Annotated in this window: 19 protein-coding genes; 4 read left to right on the top strand and 15 right to left on the bottom strand. The window is 63.3% G+C overall.

The window, feature by feature from the left end; genetic code table 11:
- Positions 1-25: 25 nt before the first annotated feature.
- From ACO550_RS08275 to ACO550_RS08265, 3 genes are all read right to left on the bottom strand, one after another.
- Positions 26-1,060, bottom strand: a complete 1,035-nt coding sequence (locus ACO550_RS08275) for an ABC transporter substrate-binding protein (RefSeq protein WP_315593502.1) — start codon at positions 1,058-1,060, stop codon at positions 26-28.
- 388 nt (positions 1,061-1,448) lie between these two features.
- A complete protein-coding gene (locus tag ACO550_RS08270; protein ID WP_485994563.1) occupies positions 1,449-1,775 on the bottom strand; it encodes an EF-hand domain-containing protein in 327 nt (108 codons plus the stop codon).
- Between the two features lie 143 nt (positions 1,776-1,918).
- Entirely contained in the window at positions 1,919-2,803 is an 885-nt protein-coding gene (locus ACO550_RS08265; RefSeq protein WP_315593503.1) for an isocitrate lyase/phosphoenolpyruvate mutase family protein, read from the bottom strand.
- A gap of 291 nt (positions 2,804-3,094) precedes the next feature.
- Between ACO550_RS08265 and ACO550_RS08260 the strand changes: the two genes are divergently transcribed.
- Positions 3,095-3,319, top strand: a complete 225-nt coding sequence (locus ACO550_RS08260) for a hypothetical protein (protein ID WP_315593504.1) — start codon at positions 3,095-3,097, stop codon at positions 3,317-3,319.
- Positions 3,320-3,403: 84 nt separating this feature from the next.
- Here the strand turns inward: ACO550_RS08260 and ACO550_RS08255 are convergent, their stop codons facing one another.
- The 11 genes from ACO550_RS08255 to ACO550_RS08205 form a co-directional block, all read right to left on the bottom strand.
- Entirely contained in the window at positions 3,404-4,579 is a 1,176-nt protein-coding gene (locus ACO550_RS08255; protein WP_315593505.1) for a porin, read from the bottom strand.
- A gap of 145 nt (positions 4,580-4,724) precedes the next feature.
- Positions 4,725-5,690, bottom strand: coding sequence for a tripartite tricarboxylate transporter substrate-binding protein (locus tag ACO550_RS08250; RefSeq protein WP_315593506.1), 966 nt, complete (start codon positions 5,688-5,690; stop codon positions 4,725-4,727).
- Between the two features lie 177 nt (positions 5,691-5,867).
- On the bottom strand, positions 5,868-6,692 hold the full coding sequence (locus ACO550_RS08245; protein WP_315593507.1) for a TetR/AcrR family transcriptional regulator: 825 nt from the start codon (positions 6,690-6,692) through the stop codon (positions 5,868-5,870).
- Between the two features lie 81 nt (positions 6,693-6,773).
- Positions 6,774-8,084, bottom strand: coding sequence for an MFS transporter (locus ACO550_RS08240; RefSeq protein WP_315593508.1), 1,311 nt, complete (start codon positions 8,082-8,084; stop codon positions 6,774-6,776).
- 65 nt (positions 8,085-8,149) lie between these two features.
- On the bottom strand, positions 8,150-8,905 hold the full coding sequence (locus tag ACO550_RS08235; protein WP_315593509.1) for an aspartate racemase/maleate isomerase family protein: 756 nt from the start codon (positions 8,903-8,905) through the stop codon (positions 8,150-8,152).
- Positions 8,906-8,925: 20 nt separating this feature from the next.
- Positions 8,926-9,375 (bottom strand): thioesterase family protein, encoded by a 450-nt coding sequence (locus ACO550_RS08230; protein WP_315593510.1) that lies wholly within the window; start codon positions 9,373-9,375, stop codon positions 8,926-8,928.
- Positions 9,372-10,532: an FAD-dependent monooxygenase gene (locus ACO550_RS08225; RefSeq protein WP_315593511.1), complete on the bottom strand. Its 1,161-nt coding sequence runs from the start codon at positions 10,530-10,532 to the stop codon at positions 9,372-9,374. The genes ACO550_RS08230 and ACO550_RS08225 overlap by 4 nt, the downstream gene beginning before the upstream one ends.
- Positions 10,529-11,398, bottom strand: coding sequence for a VOC family protein (locus ACO550_RS08220; protein WP_315593512.1), 870 nt, complete (start codon positions 11,396-11,398; stop codon positions 10,529-10,531). Before ACO550_RS08220 ends, ACO550_RS08225 begins: the two co-directional genes overlap by 4 nt.
- 14 nt (positions 11,399-11,412) lie before the next feature.
- Positions 11,413-13,131: an AMP-binding protein gene (locus ACO550_RS08215; protein WP_315593513.1), complete on the bottom strand. Its 1,719-nt coding sequence runs from the start codon at positions 13,129-13,131 to the stop codon at positions 11,413-11,415.
- 41 nt (positions 13,132-13,172) lie between these two features.
- Positions 13,173-14,360, bottom strand: a complete 1,188-nt coding sequence (locus ACO550_RS08210) for an alpha/beta hydrolase (RefSeq protein ID WP_485994593.1) — start codon at positions 14,358-14,360, stop codon at positions 13,173-13,175.
- A 228-nt stretch (positions 14,361-14,588) separates the two neighbouring features.
- Positions 14,589-15,647 carry a porin gene (locus ACO550_RS08205; protein ID WP_315593515.1) on the bottom strand — a complete coding sequence of 353 codons (1,059 nt, stop codon included), beginning with the start codon at positions 15,645-15,647 and terminating at the stop codon, positions 14,589-14,591.
- Positions 15,648-15,920: 273 nt separating this feature from the next.
- On the opposite strand from ACO550_RS08205, the gene ACO550_RS08200 reads away from it, so the two are divergent.
- Positions 15,921-16,628, top strand: a complete 708-nt coding sequence (locus tag ACO550_RS08200) for a glutathione binding-like protein (protein WP_315593516.1) — start codon at positions 15,921-15,923, stop codon at positions 16,626-16,628.
- A gap of 3 nt (positions 16,629-16,631) precedes the next feature.
- Here the strand turns inward: ACO550_RS08200 and ACO550_RS08195 are convergent, their stop codons facing one another.
- Positions 16,632-17,441, bottom strand: coding sequence for an IclR family transcriptional regulator domain-containing protein (locus ACO550_RS08195; RefSeq protein WP_315593517.1), 810 nt, complete (start codon positions 17,439-17,441; stop codon positions 16,632-16,634).
- Between the two features lie 101 nt (positions 17,442-17,542).
- Between ACO550_RS08195 and ACO550_RS08190 the strand changes: the two genes are divergently transcribed.
- Together ACO550_RS08190 and ACO550_RS08185 are read left to right on the top strand one after the other, a co-directional pair.
- Positions 17,543-18,523, top strand: a complete 981-nt coding sequence (locus ACO550_RS08190) for a tripartite tricarboxylate transporter substrate-binding protein (protein WP_315593518.1) — start codon at positions 17,543-17,545, stop codon at positions 18,521-18,523.
- A gap of 36 nt (positions 18,524-18,559) precedes the next feature.
- On the top strand, positions 18,560-20,905 hold the full coding sequence (locus ACO550_RS08185) for a cytochrome P450 (protein WP_315593519.1): 2,346 nt from the start codon (positions 18,560-18,562) through the stop codon (positions 20,903-20,905).
- The last annotated feature ends 137 nt before the right edge of the window (positions 20,906-21,042 follow it).

The raw sequence follows: 21,042 nt of genomic DNA, 5'->3' as shown, positions 1-21,042 counted from the left end.
GAAGGCGAGAGTTGGCGCATGATCGTTACCCCTTGTAGAGCATCGTGTTTACATCGACCTTGCGCGAGAAAATGCCTTTCTCCGAAAACAGGTCGTAGAACTTCTGGAAGTACGCCGCGTCGCTGGCCTTGAACTCGTCGTAAAACACATAGTCGGACATCGGCACCTCGGACGTCAGCGGCCCCTCGATGGCGGTATAGCCCTTGAGGTACGGCCGCGCTTCCTGCGGTGACTGCTTGACCAGCGCGATGCCACGCCGATAAGCGGTCATGTAGCGCTTGGCCACATCCTTGTTCCTGGTGAGGAATTCCGTGGTCAGGCTGGCCGAGCCGCCGTGCCACGGCGCCAACGGATCGCCCAGGATGTAGCGCGCCACCACGCCGGCTTCAAGCGTGCGCGTGATGCCCTTGAGCCGCCCCACGGTGCCGGTTGGCTCGAGCGTGTACACCCCGTCGATCTGCCCTGCCGCCAATGCCGCGACGTGCTGGCCGATTGGCAATTCGGTCACGCTCATCTGGCCAGCACCGGCGCGTTCGAGCATGGTCTTGGCCAGTACAACGTTCTGCACGCCCGGGCCGCAGGCCACGCGCTTGCCCTTGAGTTCGGCCACCGACTTGATCGGGCTGTCCTTGGCAACCACGAATTCCTCGAGCACGAACTTCGCGTTGGTCGGATTGGTGCAGAAGATCTTGAGCAGCCCTGGCTGGGCAATCTCGCCCAGCGCCAGCGCGGCGGATGCCGTGCCGTTGGCGCTGCCATCGCAACGGCCCGCCAGCATGGCCTCGATAACCTGCTGCGCGCTGGCGAACTTGAGCGGCTCCACATCCAGCCCCGCTTCCTTGAAATAGCCCTTCTCCACCGCGGCGTAGAACGGCAAACCCGAGGCCACCGGCCAGAAGCCGATGCGCAGCTTCGATGAACCCTGGGCCCGCACGATGGCTGGCGCTGCCAGCGCGGTCAGCGCGGCACCGGCGGTTTTCAGCACGCGGCGGCGCGTTGTGGAGACTTCTGTTGCATCGGAGGCAGTCTGGATGACGGGCGCGAACGGAGACTTGGACATCGGGGCTTCCTTGTATCAGGCGATGGTTGGCAGTGGATTGCTGCGGATGCAATCTTGAATCCAAGATTTGCAAAGGCTGTGCCACATGCCCGACATTTGCCGGATTTAGCCCGTCAATCGGGACAAAACTCCTTGTGAATCAATGGGAAAGAATGCGATGAGCCGATCCCGACGGCAGGTGCCGGCGCGACGGCGGGTACGGATTGGCGTCGGGTAGTGTGCACCGCAGCAGGGGCGCAGGCCCGTCGCCGGTGCGTTGCGCGCACCAGAATGCGCGTCACGACGCGTGCGATGACTGGTGCCTGATGAGGGTCGGCGGAGTAGCGCCGCCTTCGACGGCAATCGTGAAGACGACGCTGAGAGCTTGCTGTGGCTGGTAGCGCGATGACTAGTTCAACGATCCCGGATCGCTGGTGGCACGCTTCTGCTTGGCACGGGCCACAAAATAGGCGCCCACCTGCTTCTGCGTGACATAGCCGGTCTTCTTGGTATCGATCTTGTCGAAATTCTTGGCCACCTCAGGCATGCCGGCTTCTGCTTCCTGGCGGCTCAGCTTGCCATCACCGTCGGCATCGGCCTGCCGGAATTTCTCCGCGAACGCGGCTTTTGCCTCCTGGGCATTCTTTGGCGCGGGCTGCTGCTGGGCCATGGCCGGCAGCGCAGCCAGGGCCGCCGCCATTACGCCCAATACCATCCAGTTCTTTCCGAGATGCATGTTCGTCTCCCATTTATGAGTGTCCCCTGCGGGGAACGACGCCATCATCGCGGTAAGTCCTGCCGGACTGAAGTGAAATGTATGGAAACAGATTTAAATGTATTAAAGCAGGCGTCGCGGCTTGGCCGCTGCGTGGCCGCGGCTTAGTCGTCGGTCTTGTACCGTGCATCGAGCTCGTCGTACAGCGGCTTCCTGACCAGCCGCTGGCGCTCGCTGAACGGCGCCACGATGGCCGGGTCTTCATCCATCTGGCCATTCGCCTGCAGCTTGCCGAGCGCCTGCTGCATGCCGCGCACGGCGCCTTGCAATGCGGCATTTGCGTAGAGCACCAGGCCATAGTCGAGCTGTTCCAGCGCAGCACGGCTTTGCACTGGCGTCTTGCCGCCAATGACGATATTGATCAGCAGCGGTGTCTTGAACAAGCCGGGCAGGCGCTCGATATCGGCCAGGTCTTCGATGGCTTCCAGGAACAGGATGTCGGCGCCGGCCTCCGCGAAGCGGTAGCCACGGTCGATGGCGTCTTCGATCCCATGCACCGCGGCGGCATCGGTCCGGGCGATGATCTGGAACGCGGAGTCGTCACGCGCGTCGGTCGCCGCCTTGATCTTGGCAACCATCTCGTCGGTGCTGACCACATGCTTGCCGGCAAAATGCCCGCACTTCTTGGGCATTACCTGGTCTTCGAGCTGGATCGCATCGGCGCCCGCGCGTTCCAGCGTGCGCACGGCGTGATGCACGTTCAGTGCATTGCCAAAGCCGGTGTCCGAGTCCACGATCAGCGGCAATGCCACCGCATCCCGCACCCTCGAAGTGTGCTCGGCCATGTCGCTCAGCCCGATAAACCCCAGGTCGGGCAAGCCGAATGACATATTGGTGACGCCGGCGCCGGTCAGGTACACCGCCTGGAAGCCCAGGTCTTCAATCACGCGGGCGCTCATGGCATTGAACGCGCCCGGCACCAGCAGCGCCTGCTTGGCCGCTACCTGTTGCCGGAACGCCTGTCTGCGGGAAGATGCGGTGGAGGTCATCGGATGCTCCAGGGGGTGGGATGCCGTTGGCAGGCCTGTAGATTACACCTTTTGCCATGCTCCCCCAGCCCTTGGTGCTCCGTGGTTTGACCAGCGTCAGGGATCAGGTCAGCCAACACCATGCACGCCTGAGTGTTGGACCGCACCATACGAATCCTGTCGAACGACCCGCAAGCCGTGCGGCAATGTGCTCACGACGCGGATGGCACGTTCCCTGCTGATACTCAAGCGGGCGCCGCCACCACGCTGCCCACCATTGCACCATCACGCCACCACGTTCAGGAGCCCATCATGAGCACGCTGAAAGTCGCGGACCTGAGCCGCGAAACATCATTGGAAAGGGGCGCTGCCCGCGCCATTGTCGGAGGCATTGCCTACATCAGGGTCGGGGAGCCCACAGGCTGGCCACGCTGGCCCGGCTGGATGCCTCCGAACATCGGCTTGCCACCGGGCCTGCCGATCGACCTCGGTGGCTACAAGCCGCCTTCGCACGAACTGGATCCGCGCTACCAGTAAGCACGCGACGCGTGACGCCATGCTGACAGCCGATGCGCACCATCCAGTTGTCAGCATGCGCGCTTCACGCACGATCCGCTTGGCTCAAAACTTGTGCCGCACACCTACCGACACGGCCACCATCGAGGTGGTGCCGTTGCCGGGTATGTAGCTGTTACCGAGCGACAGGCTGTTGGCATTGGCAATCAACGCGGAATCGAACATCAGGCCCGCATTCTTTGCGTATGCGGCCGACAGGTAAACATCGGTGCGTTTCGAGAAGTTGTAGTCGGCAATCAGGTTGACCTGCCATGGGTTCGCCACGTTGGTATTGCCGAACAGGTTTCGTACCTTGTCGTAGTCATATTCGAGCGTCAGGCTGAATGCGGGCGTGACCTGGTAGACGCCGCCGACCCAGAAAAAATCGTCGCGGCCGATCGTGACGCCGGCCGGGTTCCGGTTCTGGCCCCAGCGATAGCCGCCCATGATGCGGCCCCATGGCAAGCTGTAGCTCAGCGCTGCGGTGGCCTTCCTGAACGTGCCGCTGCTTGCGCTGGTGGTGCTTCCCATGGTCGGGTTGAACTGGTCATATGCCAGCACCGCCCAGAGTGCGCCGCCGGTATAGGACAACGACGCGCCGTAGGCGCTGTCGCGACGTGCCTGGCCGGGGACTTCGCCATTGCCGCCCAGTGCCAGCCCCGCCTGCGATGCCTGGGGCAACGCCACGCCGGTACCAAACGAATAGTGGGCCACGCCGGTCAGCGCGCCAAAGGTCCCCGTGTACTTGATCGTGTTGTCCTCGCGGAAGTTCACGCCGGTGAACAGCGTGATCGGCTCATACTGCGTGGCAAAGTAGGCCGGCACGAAGTTGACAATGCCATCGAACAGCGACGTGTACTGCCGCCCCAGGCTCAACTGTCCGAACTGCGCGCTCTTGAGGCCCACGAACGCCTGCCGGCCGAACAGGCGGCCCGACTGCTGCATCGTGCCGGTGTCCCCGCTAAAGCCGTTCTCGAGCACAAACACGGCCTGCGTGCCATTGCCAAGGTCTTCCACCCCACGAATCCCCCAGCGCGACCCGGACAGGCCGCCGGAATTGAGCCGCACCACGTCGTGCGCCGGCCCGGGATTGAACCCGTTGGCCGCCGTCGGCACCACGCCGACATTGCTCACATACTCGATACTCGCATCGACCACGCCATAAAGCGTAACGCCCGACTGCGCCCAGGCCGGACAGGAACAGGCAAACAACACTGCTGCTGCAATTCGATTCATTCTCACCACTGTCTCCTTGGTTTTTGTGACACATCTGGCTTGCTGGAACCGGCAGGTTTCCGTGCGTACGGACGACGAACGGCGGCACGCCCGGAAAGGCGCGCTCTACACTGGAAATCGATGAGTTGGATGAGGTGTGCCGCCGCGCTGCTTACTCAGGCTTGACGCCCGCTTCGGCGATGACCTTCTCCCAGCGAAGCTTCTCCGATTCGATGAACCGTGCCCCGTCCGCGCGCGACATCGGCATCGGATATGTGCCGAGTTCCTTGAGGCGATCCACGAATGGTTGCTGGGACAGGCTCTGGTTGACCGCCACGTTGATCCGGTCCAGTACCGGCATCGGCGTGCCCTTCGGTGCGAAGATCGTGAACCAGCCCTTGGCCACCAGACCCGGTGCAACGTCGCGGGCCAGCGGGATGCCGTCGAGACCTGGCAGGGTTGCATCCGAAGTCACGGCCAAGGCCTTGAGCCTGCCGGCGCGCACCAGCGGCACCAGCGGCGCGATGCCATCCACGTAGACCGGGATATCGCCCTTCACCACCGCCTGGATGGCCTGCGTGGTGCCACTGAAGCTGACCTGGCGGAACTTTGTCTTCTGCAACTGGCCCATCATTTCAGCGGTCAGGTGCGGCACCGATCCGCGGGTCGGGCTGCCGATCACCACGTCGTCAGGATGCGCCTTGCCATCCTTGAGCACATCGGACAGGCTTTTGTAGTTCGTAGCGGGCCCCGCCACGAACATCATCGGGGTGTAGGCCAGCGTGGCGGCCACCTCGGTATCGCGCTGGATATCGAACTTCGCTTCCTTGTACATCACGGGCGTTGTCACGGCGGCCGCGGCATGGAACAACACCAGCGTATAGCCGTCGGCAGAAGCCTGCTTCAACGCGCTCATGGCCACGATGCCATTGCCGCCGGGCTTGTTTTCCACGATCACCTGCTGCTTCCAGGCGGTGCTCAGGCGTTCTGCCACCTGGCGCGCAATGATGTCAGGCGCGCTGCCGGCAATCGACGGTACGAGGATGCGAACCATCTTGTCGGGATACGCGGTCGCACCGGCAGGCAGTGCAATCACGGAACCGGCAAGCATGGCCAGTGCAAGAAGGGGGCGCTTCATGTGGTCTCCAACGTCTGTTGTACCGGCCGCGCCAGCGCGGAGAGGTACTTATTTGATATACAGTCAAATATCGATTGTAGATTTATTGACTGACTATCAAATAAGTAGATACCAGTAGACGTGCCGCTGATGCGCCGCTTGCCCGCGCCTTTGGGCGGAACCGGAGGATGCCGCCAACTAGGCGGCGCGTGCGCTTTTCTTCCTGGCGGGTTTCGCGTCGCGCAGCCACGCTGCGATACCGTCGAGCGTAATGCGCAGCCCTTCTTCAAAGGCCGTGTCCGACGACAGGCGGGAGAACGCGCTGCTGACAAAGCGCGCGCCGGGATACTGTTCGGCCGATACCGAGCCGAGCTTGTCCTCGATAAACGCCTGATGATAGGCGGGCAACTGCCGCGACGCCTCGGCCATGCTGGCGGCTACCAGATACTGCGCCAGCAGGTGATAGCCAAGCGCGACCTGCTCGGCCGAGAATCCGCCTTGCATGATGGCCGAGGTCATGCGATTGAAGAACTCCAGGCCGTAATCGGTCTCGCCCGGTTGCACATCCTGGAACAGTCGATACCGGTTGTGTGACGCCACATAGTTGCTGACGCCGGGATTCTCCACGGCCACCTGGAAGCTGAGCCGCGCGATCCTCTCCACATCCGCGCGCCAGTCGCCGGTCAGCGGCGGCACGCGCTGGGTGCGCTGGCGATAGTAGTCATTGAGCACGCCGGAAACCAGTTGGTCCCGTCCACCCAGGTAGTAATGAATCAGCCCGGGGGCCACGCCAAAGTCCTTGGCCAACTGGACCATGGAAATCTGGTCCAGCGGCATTGTCTTGGTCAGTTCGATCGCATGCTGCAGGATTGCCACGCGGCTGAGCATCGGCTCGCCGCCGATCGGCGACTCCGTCTTGGGTGGGCGCCCGCGGCGGCGCGGTGCCGGAGTGGTCGGTTGCTGTACTGCGGCGGACTTTACTGCGGCGTCCTTTACTGCGGGGGACTTGCGTGCGGCAGGCATGAGCGGGCGGTCGGGCGGACGAACCGGCGTGGAATTGGTAGTGTGCCAATTCTATCCGCGTTCGCCCGTTATGCCACCCCTTCAGGCCGAGGCCGAAGCCATTTCGGCAGCCGGCGCGGCATGGCTGGCCGACCGGTAACGTCCAAGCGACAGCACGAGGGCAGAGGCAAGCAGCAACATGGCCGGCAGCACCAGCAGTGGCACATCGTAGCTGCCATGACGGTCGAACCACGCACCGAGCCCGATCGGCCCGATCACGGCACCGAGCGCGTAGCCCGAGAACGCAATGCCGAACAACGCTCCGAATGATGTCAGACCAAAGTACGAGCGGACCAGGAACGAGATCAGGTCGCCTTCGGCCCCAATCGTCAAGCCAATCAGTGCGGTGGCTACCAGCAACGTCGTGTAGTCATGCGCACCGCGCAGCAGGAAGACCCCGACGGCGCCGCCGACAAAGAACACGCTCGCCACGAATGGTGCGTGAATGCGGTCGATCAGCAGGCCAGTGGCCAGGCGCCCCACCAGCAGGCCAATACCCACGGTCGATGCACTGCGTGCCGCCATGGCGGCATCGAAGCCACGATCCGCGAATAGCGACGGCAAATGCGGTCCGAGTGACAGTGTCGCAGCCGAACTAAGCACAAAGACAAACCACAAGGCCCAAAGCCGGTAGCTACGCAACGCAACGCGTAGCGCCTCGCCTGCTGGCAGCGTTGCCACCCTGCCCTGTCCGTCCTGTCCACCATGCCCGCCCTCTGCGCCTCGTGCCGGAATCCTTTCACGCAGCAGGCTGCATGCGACCAGCGAAAGCACCACCGAACCCATACCCAGTCCTACGTAAGCCATGCGCCAGCCGAACGTCGACACCAGATACTGCGCTGTAATCGGCAGCACCACGGTGCCCACGCCGAGACCACACATGGCAATGCCCAGCGCAAGACCCAGCCGGCGATCGAACCATTGCGGCAGCACCGCCAGATAGCCCAGGACCGAGGTGGCCGCGCCCGAGATGCCCACCAGCACCGACAGCGCTACCCACAGCAACAGATTGCCGTTCTGCAACGCCATGGCCGCGGTAGCCAGGCCAAACACGATGGCCGAGCCGACGATCACGCGGCGAATACCAAAGCGGTCCATCATCGCGCCGACAATCGGACTGACGATTGCCAGACCGAACATCGACGCGGCATAGGACAGCGATGCCTGGGAGCGTCCCCAGCCAAACTCGCCGGCCAACGGCCTGACAAAGACACCGGCAGTCGCGTTGAACAGCGGCGCGTAGCCGGCCAGCATGCCAAGCGCGGCACCGAGGATCACGCTTGCGTAGATCCACGCCGACACGCGCGGCGGCGGTATGTTGGAGGTATTCGTAGTATTGGGGGCGGTGTGCATGATTCAGTCTCCTTGATCGCGGCACCGTCTCTATGGACGGCTCGCTCCTGGCGGGAATGCCGCGCTCAACGCAGTCCGGCCTGACTACCCAGATAGGCCCCGGCACCTGGCGCCGCCGCGGCAAGGCCGAGCTTGCGCAACATTTGCCGCGCGGTGCAGACCGCCGTCGAGGTCACGGGAATGCCAAGCGCCAGTTGCGCCGGCTCGATGGCGGCCAGCGATGGCATCTGCACGCATGCCGACAGCACCACGGTATCCACGCCTTTCACGTCGAGCCGCTTGACGTCTTCCAGCAACTGCAGCGGATCGCGCTCGCCAACTTCGAGATTGTCGAGGATCGAAAAGTTGATCACGTCCTTGACCTCGATGCCCTCGTGCTCGATGTATTCGACTACCGTCCTGGTCAGCGCATCGCTATACGGTGCCATCAGCGAGATGCGGCGCGCACCGAAGTCCTTCAGTTCTTCCACCAGTGCGCCGGCCGAGGTCATGATCTGCGGTCGATACGGGACCTCCGCAATCGCCTCGGTCAGTTCGTCCACCACCTGCCGGTGATAGCCCAGCCCCATGCACATGGTGGCCACCAGGCACGCGGTGCTCATGACATCGACACGCGCATCGGCCAGTTCCAGCGCACAGCGGCCCATGTCGCGGTTCATCTTTTCCAGTTCCTCGGCCACCACGCGGTGCATGCGCACGCGGCTGGCATGGAAGCTGAATTGCTCTGGCAACGCCTGCATGCGCCCGGCGAAAATGGCAGGCACCTCGCGCTCCATCGTGATGTTGGAGCTGGGCACGATTTGTCCGATTCGATACTTCATCTTGGCAATTCCAGGAACGTTCAGGGGGCGGGAGAAAGGTAGCGGGTCAGCACGGCGCGTAGCGAATCCGGAATCGGCGTACCTTCGCGCCGGTCCAGCCGCACGCAGATCGCCGAGAACATCGCGTCGAATACCGGAGATCCGTCGGGACGGCGCGCCACGCAGTGCAGATCGAATGAGCGCGTGCGAATCGCGGCCACGGTGCAGGTAATGTCGATCACGTCATCGGGCCAGAGTGTCCCGATAAACTCGAAGCGCATCGCCTTGCACGGTGTGCCTACGCCGTGAACTTCGCCAAGCCTGCCATCGCCGCCGGCCATATGCGCGGTGTACAGCCCGACCGCGCCGAGCAGATAGTCGGTGAACCGGCCGGTGTAGACCACGCCGGCCGGATCGCAATCGCCCCAGCGCACCGTTCTCCTGACGACAAACGGGCTTTCGCTGAGCACATACTCGGTAGCCTGGATCATGGCTGGCCTACGCGGGCATCACCGGCCACGCCGCCCGCGGCAAGCTCCGCCATCAGGGCGGGGAACTGGGCGCGCAGACGCTCGGCATCCACTCGGCCGGTACGCGTCATGAAGCGGAATACAAACTCGTGCGGCGTCGGCAGGTCCATCCACTCGCGAATGCGCTCATACCAGTTGTACGAAGCTTCGGACGCGCTGATCAGCTTGGCCTTCTCTGGCTTGCGCACTGCCTCGTACTGCAGCAGCGCCGCGGTAACGTCATCGGGATGCGCCACGATGGCATCGGCCAGTGCCATGGCGTCTTCCATGGCGATACGCGTGCCGGAGCCGATCGAGAAATGCGCGCTGGTCAGCGCATCGCCAATCAGCACCTGTTTGCCGACATGCCAGTTCTCGTTGAGGATGACCGGGAATTGACGCCAGACCGAATTGTTCGACACCAGCCCGTAGCCGGCCAGTTCGGGCGCGAACACTTTCTCGAACAGCGCCTGGCGCTCTTGTGCGCTCATGTCCTCCATGCCGAAGTCGAGCCAGGTCTGGTGGTCGCACTCGGCCACGAAGGTGCTCATCGCATCCGAGTACGGATAGTAGTGCGCCACGAAGTAGCCGCCTTCATACTTGCGGAACACCAGTGCGGGGCTCGCGAACGGCTTTTCGACACCGAACCACGCAAAGTGGTTGCTCAGGGTGCGACGGGTGGTGCCGAAACCCGCTTCGTTGGCCGAACGCAACTGCGAATTGATACCGTCGGCCCCGACCACCAGATCGGCATCGAGCGCGTCGAAATCCGCAATACGCCGGTTGTAGCTCACGCGTACCCCCAACTCATGCGCGCGTTGTTGCAGCACCGACAGCAGGCTGATGCGCGGAATGGCCCCACCGCCAGCACCCGGCTTCTTCATGATGATCGGGTGCTCGTGGCACACGATCGAATGCTGGTCATTGAACCGCATGACCTTGGCCAAGCGGTCCACCACGGCTGGCGACGCCGCGCGCAGGTTCGACAGGCCAGTATCGGCCAGCACCACGCCAAAGCCGAACGTGGCGTCTTCCGGATTCTGTTCGTAGACGTCGATGTCGACCTGCGACATCCGTTCCTTGAGCAGGATCGCCAGGAACAGCCCGGACGGTCCCCCGCCAATGATTGCTACCTTCATTGCGCAGCTCCCGGAGCAATCACCAGCGCGTCCATATCGAACTGGCGAATCTGCCCCGCCAGGCCGCCGGTCAGCGCGCCGTACCAGACCGCCGGCTTGAAGCCCAGTTCCTTGCGACGAAACTGCAGCGTCGGATTGCCATCGATGCGCACATAGCCGTTGCCGAGTGCCGTGGTGTGATAGCCGTCGGTCTTGCGTGCCACGTCGATCAGCGGCGCGAACTCCGGTACGTCGAGCACGTAGACCGACGCCCTGCCCTGGTCCGCCACCGCCTTCTCGATGCGCTCGGCCTTGCGCTGCCAGACCGGATCGATCGACGAAAATGGCGCGCCGGCATCGCGGGCACGTTCGAGCTCGATGGCCGAGTCGATCGTCAGCGCGGCATCGTGATGATCGGCCTCGCTGAACGGACGCACCTGCCAGGTAATTTCGATCGGGTAGCCGTTTGGATCGTTGAAATAGATCGATTCAATCACCTCGTGGCGAATCTGGTAGCGCAACGGAATGCCAACGGCTTCCACGCGCTGGCGCCATTGCAGCAGTTCGGCTTCGTCGCGCACGCGCCATGCGGTGTGCGTGGCGCGGTCCTGATAGTGCTCACGCACCGTCAGCCAGTCCGGGCGCTCGGTACCGATGTAGTAGAAGAACGCGATGGTGCTGCCATTCCCGCTATCGAAGAAGAAATGCAGGAAGTCGGCGTGGTTGTCCGGACCCCAGCCCTTGGCGGAGATTGCGTGGACCAGCGGCAGGCCCAGCAGGTCGCGGTAGAAGTTCACGGTCTCCGCGAGCTTCCAGGTAGGACGGGCGGTATGGTGGACGCCGTGCAGTTCAACAACCGGCACGTTGGCTTGGGTGGATGGGTTCATGTCGCGTTCCTTCGTCACTTGGCTTGCTGAACAGTGTCGGTGTCTTGGTCTTTGGCGGCTTCGGCTTGCAGGACCTGCACGATGCGATCGCGCAGCAGTACCTTGCTGAGCTTGCCCGATGCGGTAAGCGGGAATTCCGGGATGATCTCCAGCCGCTCCGGCCACTTGAACTTGGCCAGGCCAGCCTCGCCAAGGTATTGCGTCAACGCTTGCAGCGTCAGGCCCGCTGCCGCCGCGGGTGGCTTCAGCAGAACGAATGCGCAGACGCGCTCGCCATAGACCTTGTCTGGCATGCCCACCACGGCCGACGCGAGGATGGCGGGATGCTGGTTGATCACGTTTTCGAGCTCCTCGGCGTTGATCTTCTCGCCGCCGCGATCGACCACGTCCTTGATGCGGCCGCGAAAGAAGAAGTAGCGCTTGCCATCGATCACGCTGGCCGACATCAGGTCTCCCGAGCGATAGAAGCCGTCGGCGGTAAAGCGCGTGACATCTTCTTTCTCGGACTTGTAGTAGCCACGGATCGTATAGGGGCCGCGGAACAGTGCTTCGCCGGCCTCGCCGTCGGGCACGTCGTCCTCGGTACCCGGAAAGACGATGCGCACTTCATCGGCGACCGACACAGGGTGTCCGATCGACTGCTCACGGACTTCGTGCGGATCTTCGGGTCGCGTGAACATGATCACGCCTTCGGTCATGCCGAAGATATGATGCGTCGGCGAGCCGGTCAGCCGCGTAAGGTTGGCCGCATTCTTCGGCGCGATGAAGTTGCGGCGCGCCTTGTCGGCAGCCGTGCCACGCAACAACTCGGGCGCGATCCGGTTCAGGATCGGCCCCGCCACGCCAAACCAGGTAGGTTCGTAGTTGCGCACCAGCGCCTGCAGCGTGTCTTCCGAGATATCGGCGGCGACCGTCACCTTGGCGCCGCGCAACAGGAACGGTCCGAAGAAGCAACCCATGTTGAGGTTGTGCATGTATGGCGTGGGGAAGAACAGTACGTCTTCCGCGGTATAGCCATTGCACGCCGCCACCGCCCGCATGTTGTACAGGTACTCGTTCTGGAAGCGCGGGATGATCTTGGGTACGCCCGTGGTGCCGCCAGACAACTGGAACACGGCTACCTGGAACGGCTCGTGCCTGACATCGGACAGGATTGCCTGCGCTTTCTCCAGCGGCATGTCGCGGATCAGGTCGGCCAGCAACACGGCTCGACCGCGCCGCTCGCCGCGCGCCTGGAGGATGAATCCAAGGCTCGGCACCTCGGCCTGCATTTCCTCGGCAAATGCCACGTCGTCGAACTTGGGGTCGTCGCCCTGCACGACGTGAAGCCTTGCCTCGCACAGGTTGCCCAGATAGCCGATCTCAAGCTTGCGGAAGGCCTGCAACGAGCACAGCGGGATGATGCCGGCCTTCAGGCAGCCGAAGAACGCCAGCAACAGTTCTTGGCTGTTGCCGCACTGGAACACGGCGCGATCGAGTGGCTTGAGTCCCAGCGCAAGCAGCGCCGCGCCGAGCCGGTCGGTCTGCTCGTCGAGTTGCTGGTATGTGATGTCGCCTTCCGGGCCGACCAGTGCGAGACGATCCTTGTGCTCGCGGAACGACTGGCGGAATGCGCCAACCAGCGTCTCGTCAGTCAGGTAACCATCCGCCACATACTGGCGCAGGCGCTCTTCATCGGGATAGCGCACGCCGTCGAGCAGCATTGACGGGCGCACATGGGTGGGTTGCAGCATTTCTGTCTACCTCTGTCTCTTTATAGGTTCACCGTCGCCGCTCAAACCATGGTGGCACGCAACCACTCGACGATCTGGCGGCCGGCAATGCGCTGCCCTGGCTCTTCGTCACGGCCCAGGGCCATGCCGTGGTGGTTGCCGCGTACCCGCACGTGCTGCTTGTCGGGTGCCGGGATCTGGTTGTAGATCTCGCGAATATCAGCCGGGAACGTGCATTGATCGCCGGTGTATTCGATCAGCAGCGTCGGTTGGTGGAGCGCGCCCAGCGTCTTGTCGAGCGCGGCATGCGAAGACAGTCCCGACCATGTGGACAGCCACGACTCCGGCGTGACAATACGGCCAAATCCCACGCTGCCCCAGTTCGAGATCAACGGGTCCTTGCCCCACAGCGATCCGGTCTTGCGATCTGAAGGGTCCAGCGTGATATCCCACGAACGCAGGTCGGCATCGGTGCGCCAGACCTGGAAGATCGGTGCATGCGCGGCGGTGCGGCGCTCGGCTTCGGTGGCGGTGCCGGCCTTCACTGCCTTGCGCGCTTCATGCTTGGCCATCAGCAGTGCTTTCGCGCGTGCATCGATGCGCGCCACGCGGGCTGTCTGGCCCGCCTTGTAACGCTCGATAAAGTCCGCCGCGTAACTGCCTTTGCCGGTCTCCGCATCGAAGCCGTTGGCCTTCGAGAACGGATCGAGTGCCGGGTCGGTCTGCATCGGGTCGTCCTCGTCGACCACCGACGGGTCGATACCGCTCATCAGCAGCTTGCCCTGCCCCGGATGCGGCGACACCAGGATGAACGCATCGACTTCGGGCATATGCAGCTCGCCCAGATTGGTGGGGCGGCCGCCCGGCGTGCGCGCGATACGCATTTCGCGCGGCGTCAGCGCCTGCTGGTTGTAGAACGTATAGAGCCCGGCGCCACCCGAATTGCCGAGCATCACAATCTTCTCGAAGCCCAGCTCGCGCAGGTGCGTCATACCGGCTGCCACGTCGAACAATGCCGTCTCATGCTCCAGACGCAGATCGTTGCCGATCGAACGCGGGCCCTGTACCCAGCAGGCGCAGCCGGCATCGAGTACGAACGGGACCAGGTAGTGCGTGATGGCCATTTCGCGCGGATGCATCAGCGAGACCACGGTCTTCTCGTTGCCGGTCACGCTGAACAGGAAGCCAAGCGTGCGCTGCCCGTCGGCCGTGCCCAGCGCATACGGCACCATCTGATACGGGCGGTTCATCAGGCGGGCGTCCCACGAGGCGCCACGCATTCCTGCCGTCACCTGCGGCTTGTCTGCTTCCGTCACGTTGTCTCCTTCATAAATGCGACCGTCTCAATAATCTAGTACTTAATTGATATACTGTCAAATAATTCCGCGGAACTCGAACCAAAGCGGGAAAAATGAGCGTGCCACACGCGTGGCACGCCCCAAGGCGCGACCCAGCCGGCGCGCCAGTCGACAACCTGATCAGAAGTTATGGCGCAGGCCGAGTACCGCGCCGAACTGATTGGCACCGGCAATCACGGTGCCGTCGTAGCCATTCGCGCTTAATGCGGAACCGCCCTTGTTGAGCGTGTACGACGCCGTAAGGTAGGCATCGGTACGTTTTGAAAAGCGATAGTCCGCCGACAACACCAGCGACATCGGATCCTTGGCCGAGGTGCGATCGTTGGTCTTGTAAGCGGCGCCGGTCAGCGCAATCGCCTGGCTGAAGTTGTAGGTGGCGCCAGCCCAGAACAGGTCCGTGCGCGTCATCGATGTCAGGATCTGGCTGACCAGCCGACGGTAGCCAACATACGTCGACACCGGCCCGAAGTCCGCCGCGGCCGATGCCACGTAGCGACGCTCGGTGCGCCCGGCTGTTGCCGCCGATGTGCCGTTAAGTTGGTCGTACACGCCGGCGAAGCGCACGCCGCCCATGTCATAGGAAAACCCCGCGCTCATTTCCCGGCCCACACGGCTATTGCCCGGCACCTCGGCACCGTTGGCAATGGTCGAATCCACGCCAAAGCTGTACAACGCCGCGGCGGTCAGCGCGCCAAACTTGCCGGTGTATTTCACCGCGTTATCGGTGCGGCCGGCCAGCCAGGTATCGTGCGAGTACGACGAATACTTCGGCGCGAAGTACATCGGGTCGAAGCCGATCACCAGGTCGAAAGTCAGGTTGTGGTGCCGGCCCAGCGTGACCTGTCCGTATGGCGTATCGAGCCCCACATACGCACGCCGGCCGAACAGGCGGCCGCCCTGGGCAGCCGAGCCGGTATCGAGCACCATGCCACCCTCGAGCACGAACACCCCCTTGAGGCCGCCCCCAAGATCTTCAACGCCACGCAGGCCCCAACGGCTGCCGGCGATATTGCCCGAAGTCATGCGCACCAGGCTTGAACTCTGCTTGGCGGCATTGGGTACGTGGTTCAGGTATTCGATTCCCGCATCGGCCACGCCGTACAGCGTGACGGACGATTGGGCGTGCGCGGTCGCACCGGTCGCTAGCAGCGCACCGGCGATGGCCAGGCTCCGTTTCATGTCTTCTCCGTAATTTGGTCTTGGATCGCGGCCGGACAGCGGCCAGCGATGTGCAGCCCTGCGCTGACCGTCACTTGCGGAGCCTTGGCTCACCGACGACAGTAATTGACATGCACATAATTAAAGTTACGGATTTTTTGATACCCAGTCAAATAATGGTTTTCCCTGAAGGATTGGCACGCCCTGCATCGGGTGCCGCCACGCTGCCCGGCAGAATCGGACAGGACCCATTACCATGGTCGTTTTCGCCCACCACAGAACCGAAGATTCCCCATGGCAGATCTGTCCGCTTTTCCGATTACCCGTAAATGGCCGGCACAACATCCTGACCGCCTGCAGTTGTATTCGCTGAACACTCCCAATGGCATCAAGGTGTCGCTGATGCTGGAAGAAACGGGCCTGCCCTACGAGCCGCAACTGGTGCGTTTCGACAAGAACGACCAGACCACGGCAGAGTTCCTGTCACTGAGCCCGAACAACAAGATCCCGGCGATCATTGATCCCGACGGTCCCGGCGGCAAACCGCTGGCCCTGTGGGAATCGGGCGCAATCCTGATCTATCTGGCCGAGAAAACCGGCAAGTTCATGCCCGCCGATCCAGCACTGCGTTACGAGACGATCCAGTGGGTCATGTTCCAGATGGGCGGCATCGGCCCGATGTTCGGGCAGGTGGGTTTCTTCCACAAGTTCGCCGGCAAGGACTATGAAGACAAGCGTCCGCGCGACCGCTACGTGGGGGAATCGAAGCGGCTATTGAACGTGCTGAACGAACGGCTCAAGGGCCGCCAGTGGATCATGGGCGATGACTACACGATCGCCGACATGGCCACCTTCCCATGGGTGCGCAACCTGCTCGGTTTCTATGACGCGGGCCATCTGGTCGGCATCAACGAGTTTCCAGAGGTGTCGCGTGTACTGACAGCGTTCGTGGCGCGCCCCGCCGTGCAGCGTGCAGTGAATATTCCGAAGCGCCCCGAGTAAACCTTAGCCGGCGAAGCCCAGCAATGCGCTGATTGCCGCGGCTTCGTCGCGCACCGCGCGCGCAATCGCCCCGTCGATCGACGGGTCGAAGCCGCCGGTGGCGCCCAATGCAGTCAGCACCGCGCACACACGCCCCGTGTAGTCGCGCACGGGTGCCGCCACCGCACTGATGCCTTTCAGATTGGTGTCGCGTACCGCCGCACAACCTTGCGCGAGCACCGGTTCGCGCAGCTTGCCCAGCGGATCCTGCGCATCAAGATCCGCGCGCTGTGCCGGCGTCAGCGCTGCGAGTTCTTCGCGTGCCAGGGCCTGCACGTTCGATTCGTCGAGCATGCCAAGGAACACACGCCCAGTGGCGGACCACAGCAACGGCATCACCGAGCCCACGCGTACATTCACTATCACCGGCAAGCCCGGCTCCTCGATACGTACGATGGTGGGCCCCTTGTTGCCCATCACCGCGATAAAGCACGTCACTTCCAGCCGTTCGCGCAGACGGATCAGCGAAGCTTCGGCAAGCCGGATCGGGTCGGCCTGCCGCATCGCGGCCAGGCCGATCTGCAATGCCTCGATGCCCAGGTGGTATTGCTGCGTGCCCGCCTCCTGGGCGACAAACCCCTCCTCCATCAGGCTGACCAGGTAGCGGTGCACCTTGGCCGGACTCTCCTCGATCTGCGCCGCGATCGCGGTCAGGCTGGCGCGGCCACCCAGACGCGCCAGCGCCTTGAGCACCGCCATACCGGTTTCGGCGGCCTGCACGCGCTGGCGGCGTTCGCGCGGACGCGCTGCGGAATTGTCGGGTGATGTCGTCATGGCGCTGAGGTTAACCCTCATTCAATGATTACGCAATGCGTATATGATTTACGCAAAACAGGCCAACCACAATCCGGCCAAATACCAAGGAGACAACCCCGATGCCCCGCTATCAGCCAGCCGCGCTGCTTGTGACGTGCCTTGCCCTGGCCATGAGTGCCGCCCCCGCGCACGCCGCCGATGCCTATCCTGCCAAGCCAATCCGCTGGATCGTGCCCTACCCGGCCGGCGGCGGCTCGGACTTCCTGGCCCGCACCATCGGGCAGGGACTGGCGGGCCGCGTCGGCCAGCCGGTGGTGGTGGACAACAAGCCCGGCGGCAATACCGCGATCGGGGCCGCGGAAACCGCACGCTCGAATGCCGACGGCTACACGGTGCTGTCCGCCGACAACGGCACACTGGTCTTCAATCCCGCGCTGTACAAGACCCTTTCGTACAACCCGTCGCGTGACCTGGCACCGGTGACATTGCTTGGCCGCTTCCCGATGATCCTTGTGGTTGGGCCAGGCACGCAGGCCAAAACGGCGCAGGAATTCATCGCCCAGGTCAAGGCCACGCCCGGCGGCGTCAACTATGGTTCGGCCGGCGCTGGCAGCCCGCATCACCTGGCCATGGAACTGCTCAAGGTGGAAGCGCACCTGACCATGACACACGCGCCGTATCGTGGCGCAGCGCCGGCGCTGTCGGATGTGGCCGCGGGCCAGATCCCCGCGATGATGGTCGATTACGCCGCCGGCGCGGGCTTTATCAAGGGCGGCAAGGTGCGTCCGCTGGCGGTGGCCAATGCCACCCGGCTGCCGCAACTGCCCGATGTGCCGACCTTCGCGGAACTTGGCTACAAGAACGTGGAAGCCGCCGCACTGGTCGGCATGGTGGTACCCGCCGCCACGCCGCCCGACGTGATCAACACGCTGAACCGGCAAGTGGTGGCATCGGTGAAGGACCCTGCCATCAACCGGAAGCTGGTCGATTTCGGCGTGGAGCCGGTCGGCAACTCACCGGCACAGTTCAGTGAATTGCTGCGTAGCGAAACCGCGCGCTGGACCCGGCTGATCCAGGACCTGAAGATTTCGCTCGACTGAACCCCGACGTTCCGATGTTTGCAGTTGGAGTTACGCATGAACCAGTCCGCCACGACGAGCCCCCGCAACGGGGGTTGTCCGATCGACCATAGCGCCTTGCGCGCGCCCAATGGCTGTCCGATCAGCCACAATGCCGCGGCATTCGATCCGTTCGAAGACGGCTACCAGCAGGACCCGCCCGACTATGTGCGCTGGTCGCGCGAACAGGAGCCGGTGTTCTTCAGCCCGAAGCTCGGTTACTGGGTGGTGACACGCTTTGACGACATCAAGGCGATCTTCCGCGACAACCTCACCTTCAGCCCCGCCATCGCGCTGGAGAAGATCACGCCCACCGGCGAGGCCGCCAATGCGGTGCTGGCATCGTATGGCTACGCGATGAACCGCACGCTGGTCAACGAGGACGAGCCCGCGCACATGCCGCGCCGCCGTGCGCTGATGGAACCGTTCACGCCGGCCGAACTTGCGCACCACGAACCGATGGTGCGACGGCTGGCGCGGGAATACGTCGACCGCTTTGTCAACGACGGCCGCGCCGACCTGGTGGACCAGATGCTCTGGGAAGTGCCACTGACGGTGGCGCTGCATTTCCTCGGCGTGCCCGAGGAAGACATGGACCTGCTGCGCCAGTACTCGATCGCCCACACCGTGAACACATGGGGCCGTCCCAAGCCCGAGGAACAGGTGGCCGTGGCGCATGCCGTGGGCAACTTCTGGCAACTGGCGGGCCGCATCCTCGACAAGATGCGCGAAGATCCGTCTGGCCCGGGCTGGATGCAGTATGGCCTGCGTCGCCAGCGCGAACTGCCCGAGGTGGTCACCGATTCCTATCTGCACTCGATGATGATGGCCGGCATCGTGGCCGCGCACGAGACCACCGCCAATGCATCGGCCAACGCCCTCAAGCTGCTGCTGCAGCATCCCGACGTCTGGCGCGAGATCTGCGCCGACCCGGCCCTGATTCCGAATGCCGTGGAGGAATGCCTGCGACACAACGGCTCGGTGGCTGCGTGGCGCCGCATCGTGACCCGCGATACCGAAGTGGGCGGCATCCGGCTGGCCGCCGGTAGCAAGCTGCTGATCGTCACGTCATCGGCCAACCACGACGAACGGCATTTTGCCGATGCCGATCTCTTCGACATCCATCGCGACAATGCCAGCGACCAGCTGACATTCGGCTATGGCGCGCACCAGTGCATGGGCAAGAACCTGGCGCGCATGGAAATGCAGATCTTCCTCGAAGAACTGACCAGCCGGCTGCCCCATATGCGGCTGGCCGAGCAGCGTTTCACCTATGTGCCCAATACCTCGTTCCGCGGCCCCGAGCATCTGTGGGTGGAATGGGACCCGGCACGGAACCCTGAACGTGCCAACCCGGCGGTGCTGGCACCGCGCGATGCGGTGCGCATTGGCGAGCCCACGGGCAAGACCATTGGCCGCACGCTGGTCGTGGCGGCGCTGGAACCCGCCGCACAAGACGTGCTGCGCCTGCGGCTGGTGGCACAGGACGGCCGCGCGCTGCCGCGCTGGTCACCGGGATCGCATATCGACGTCGAATGCGGCAATACCGGCATCTCACGCCAGTATTCGCTTTGCGGCGACCCGGCCGATGTCGGCACCTTCGAGATCGCGGTCCTGCGCGAGCCGGCCAGCCGTGGCGGCTCGGCATGGATCCACGGCAGCCTGCGCGCGGGCGACAAGCTCAAGGTGCGCGGTCCACGCAACCATTTCCGGCTCGATGAAACCCACCGCAAGGCGATCTTCATCGCTGGGGGCATCGGCGTGACCCCGGTCAGTGCGATGGCTCGCCGTGCGCAGGAGCTCGGCATCGACTACGCGTTCCACTACTGCGGAAGATCTCGCACAGGTATGGCCATGCTCGATGAACTGGCCGCGCTGCATGGTTCCCGCCTGCATGTCCACGCCAGCGACGAAGGCCGCCGCGCCAATTTTCAACAGATCCTGGCCACACCCGATGCCGACACACATATCTACGCGTGTGGCCCGGCCCGCATGATCGAAGCACTGGAAGCCTGCTGCGCGAACTGGCCCGAAGACACGCTGCACGTGGAGCATTTCAGTTCCACGCTGGGCACGCTGGATCCCGCGCAAGAACAGGCATTCACGGTGGAATTGAAAGATTCCGGCCTGACGCTGGACGTCCCCGCCGATCAGACGCTGCTTACGGCGCTACGCTGCGCCAATATCGACGTACAGAGCGATTGCGAAGAAGGTCTGTGCGGGTCATGCGAAATACGCGTGCTGGCCGGCGACGTGGATCACCGCGACGTGGTGCTGACACGCACCGAGCGCGAAGCGAACAACCGCATGATGTCTTGCTGCTCACGCGCAGTGAACGGCGGAAAGATTGTTCTGGCGCTGTAGAACACCCTCGGTTTTCTCCCCTTTCCCGCACAGGCGGGAGAGGGGAGAAAAACTACAGTGTTTCAGATGCTGTCGGTTATCTCCACGGGCATTCCAGTGTTTCCGGCCTGTTTTGACTACACTTCAAGGACAGCATG

The sequence above is a fragment of the Cupriavidus sp. genome (genome assembly GCF_057315035.1).
Note: the sequence above shows the minus strand (reverse complement) of the source record. Positions and strands in the feature narration are given on the sequence as shown.

Excerpts from the sequence above, each read along its gene's own strand:
- ACO550_RS08195 (WP_315593517.1), bottom strand. The coding sequence starts at position 17,441 with ATGACGACATCACCCGACAATTCCGCAGCGCGTCCGCGCGAACGCCGC.
- ACO550_RS08205 (WP_315593515.1), bottom strand. The coding sequence starts at position 15,647 with ATGAAACGGAGCCTGGCCATCGCCGGTGCGCTGCTAGCGACCGGTGCG.
- ACO550_RS08185 (WP_315593519.1), top strand. The coding sequence starts at position 18,560 with ATGAACCAGTCCGCCACGACGAGCCCCCGCAACGGGGGTTGTCCGATC.
- ACO550_RS08265 (WP_315593503.1), bottom strand. The coding sequence starts at position 2,803 with ATGACCTCCACCGCATCTTCCCGCAGACAGGCGTTCCGGCAACAGGTA.
- ACO550_RS08225 (WP_315593511.1), bottom strand. The coding sequence starts at position 10,532 with ATGAAGGTAGCAATCATTGGCGGGGGACCGTCCGGGCTGTTCCTGGCG.
- ACO550_RS08240 (WP_315593508.1), bottom strand. The coding sequence starts at position 8,084 with ATGCACACCGCCCCCAATACTACGAATACCTCCAACATACCGCCGCCG.
- ACO550_RS08275 (WP_315593502.1), bottom strand. The coding sequence starts at position 1,060 with ATGTCCAAGTCTCCGTTCGCGCCCGTCATCCAGACTGCCTCCGATGCA.
- ACO550_RS08230 (WP_315593510.1), bottom strand. The coding sequence starts at position 9,375 with ATGATCCAGGCTACCGAGTATGTGCTCAGCGAAAGCCCGTTTGTCGTC.
- ACO550_RS08260 (WP_315593504.1), top strand. The coding sequence starts at position 3,095 with ATGAGCACGCTGAAAGTCGCGGACCTGAGCCGCGAAACATCATTGGAA.
- ACO550_RS08215 (WP_315593513.1), bottom strand. The coding sequence starts at position 13,131 with ATGCTGCAACCCACCCATGTGCGCCCGTCAATGCTGCTCGACGGCGTG.
- ACO550_RS08235 (WP_315593509.1), bottom strand. The coding sequence starts at position 8,905 with ATGAAGTATCGAATCGGACAAATCGTGCCCAGCTCCAACATCACGATG.
- ACO550_RS08270 (WP_485994563.1), bottom strand. The coding sequence starts at position 1,775 with ATGCATCTCGGAAAGAACTGGATGGTATTGGGCGTAATGGCGGCGGCC.
- ACO550_RS08200 (WP_315593516.1), top strand. The coding sequence starts at position 15,921 with ATGGCAGATCTGTCCGCTTTTCCGATTACCCGTAAATGGCCGGCACAA.
- ACO550_RS08190 (WP_315593518.1), top strand. The coding sequence starts at position 17,543 with ATGCCCCGCTATCAGCCAGCCGCGCTGCTTGTGACGTGCCTTGCCCTG.
- ACO550_RS08250 (WP_315593506.1), bottom strand. The coding sequence starts at position 5,690 with ATGAAGCGCCCCCTTCTTGCACTGGCCATGCTTGCCGGTTCCGTGATT.
- ACO550_RS08210 (WP_485994593.1), bottom strand. The coding sequence starts at position 14,360 with ATGAACCGCCCGTATCAGATGGTGCCGTATGCGCTGGGCACGGCCGAC.
- ACO550_RS08245 (WP_315593507.1), bottom strand. The coding sequence starts at position 6,692 with ATGCCTGCCGCACGCAAGTCCCCCGCAGTAAAGGACGCCGCAGTAAAG.
- ACO550_RS08220 (WP_315593512.1), bottom strand. The coding sequence starts at position 11,398 with ATGAACCCATCCACCCAAGCCAACGTGCCGGTTGTTGAACTGCACGGC.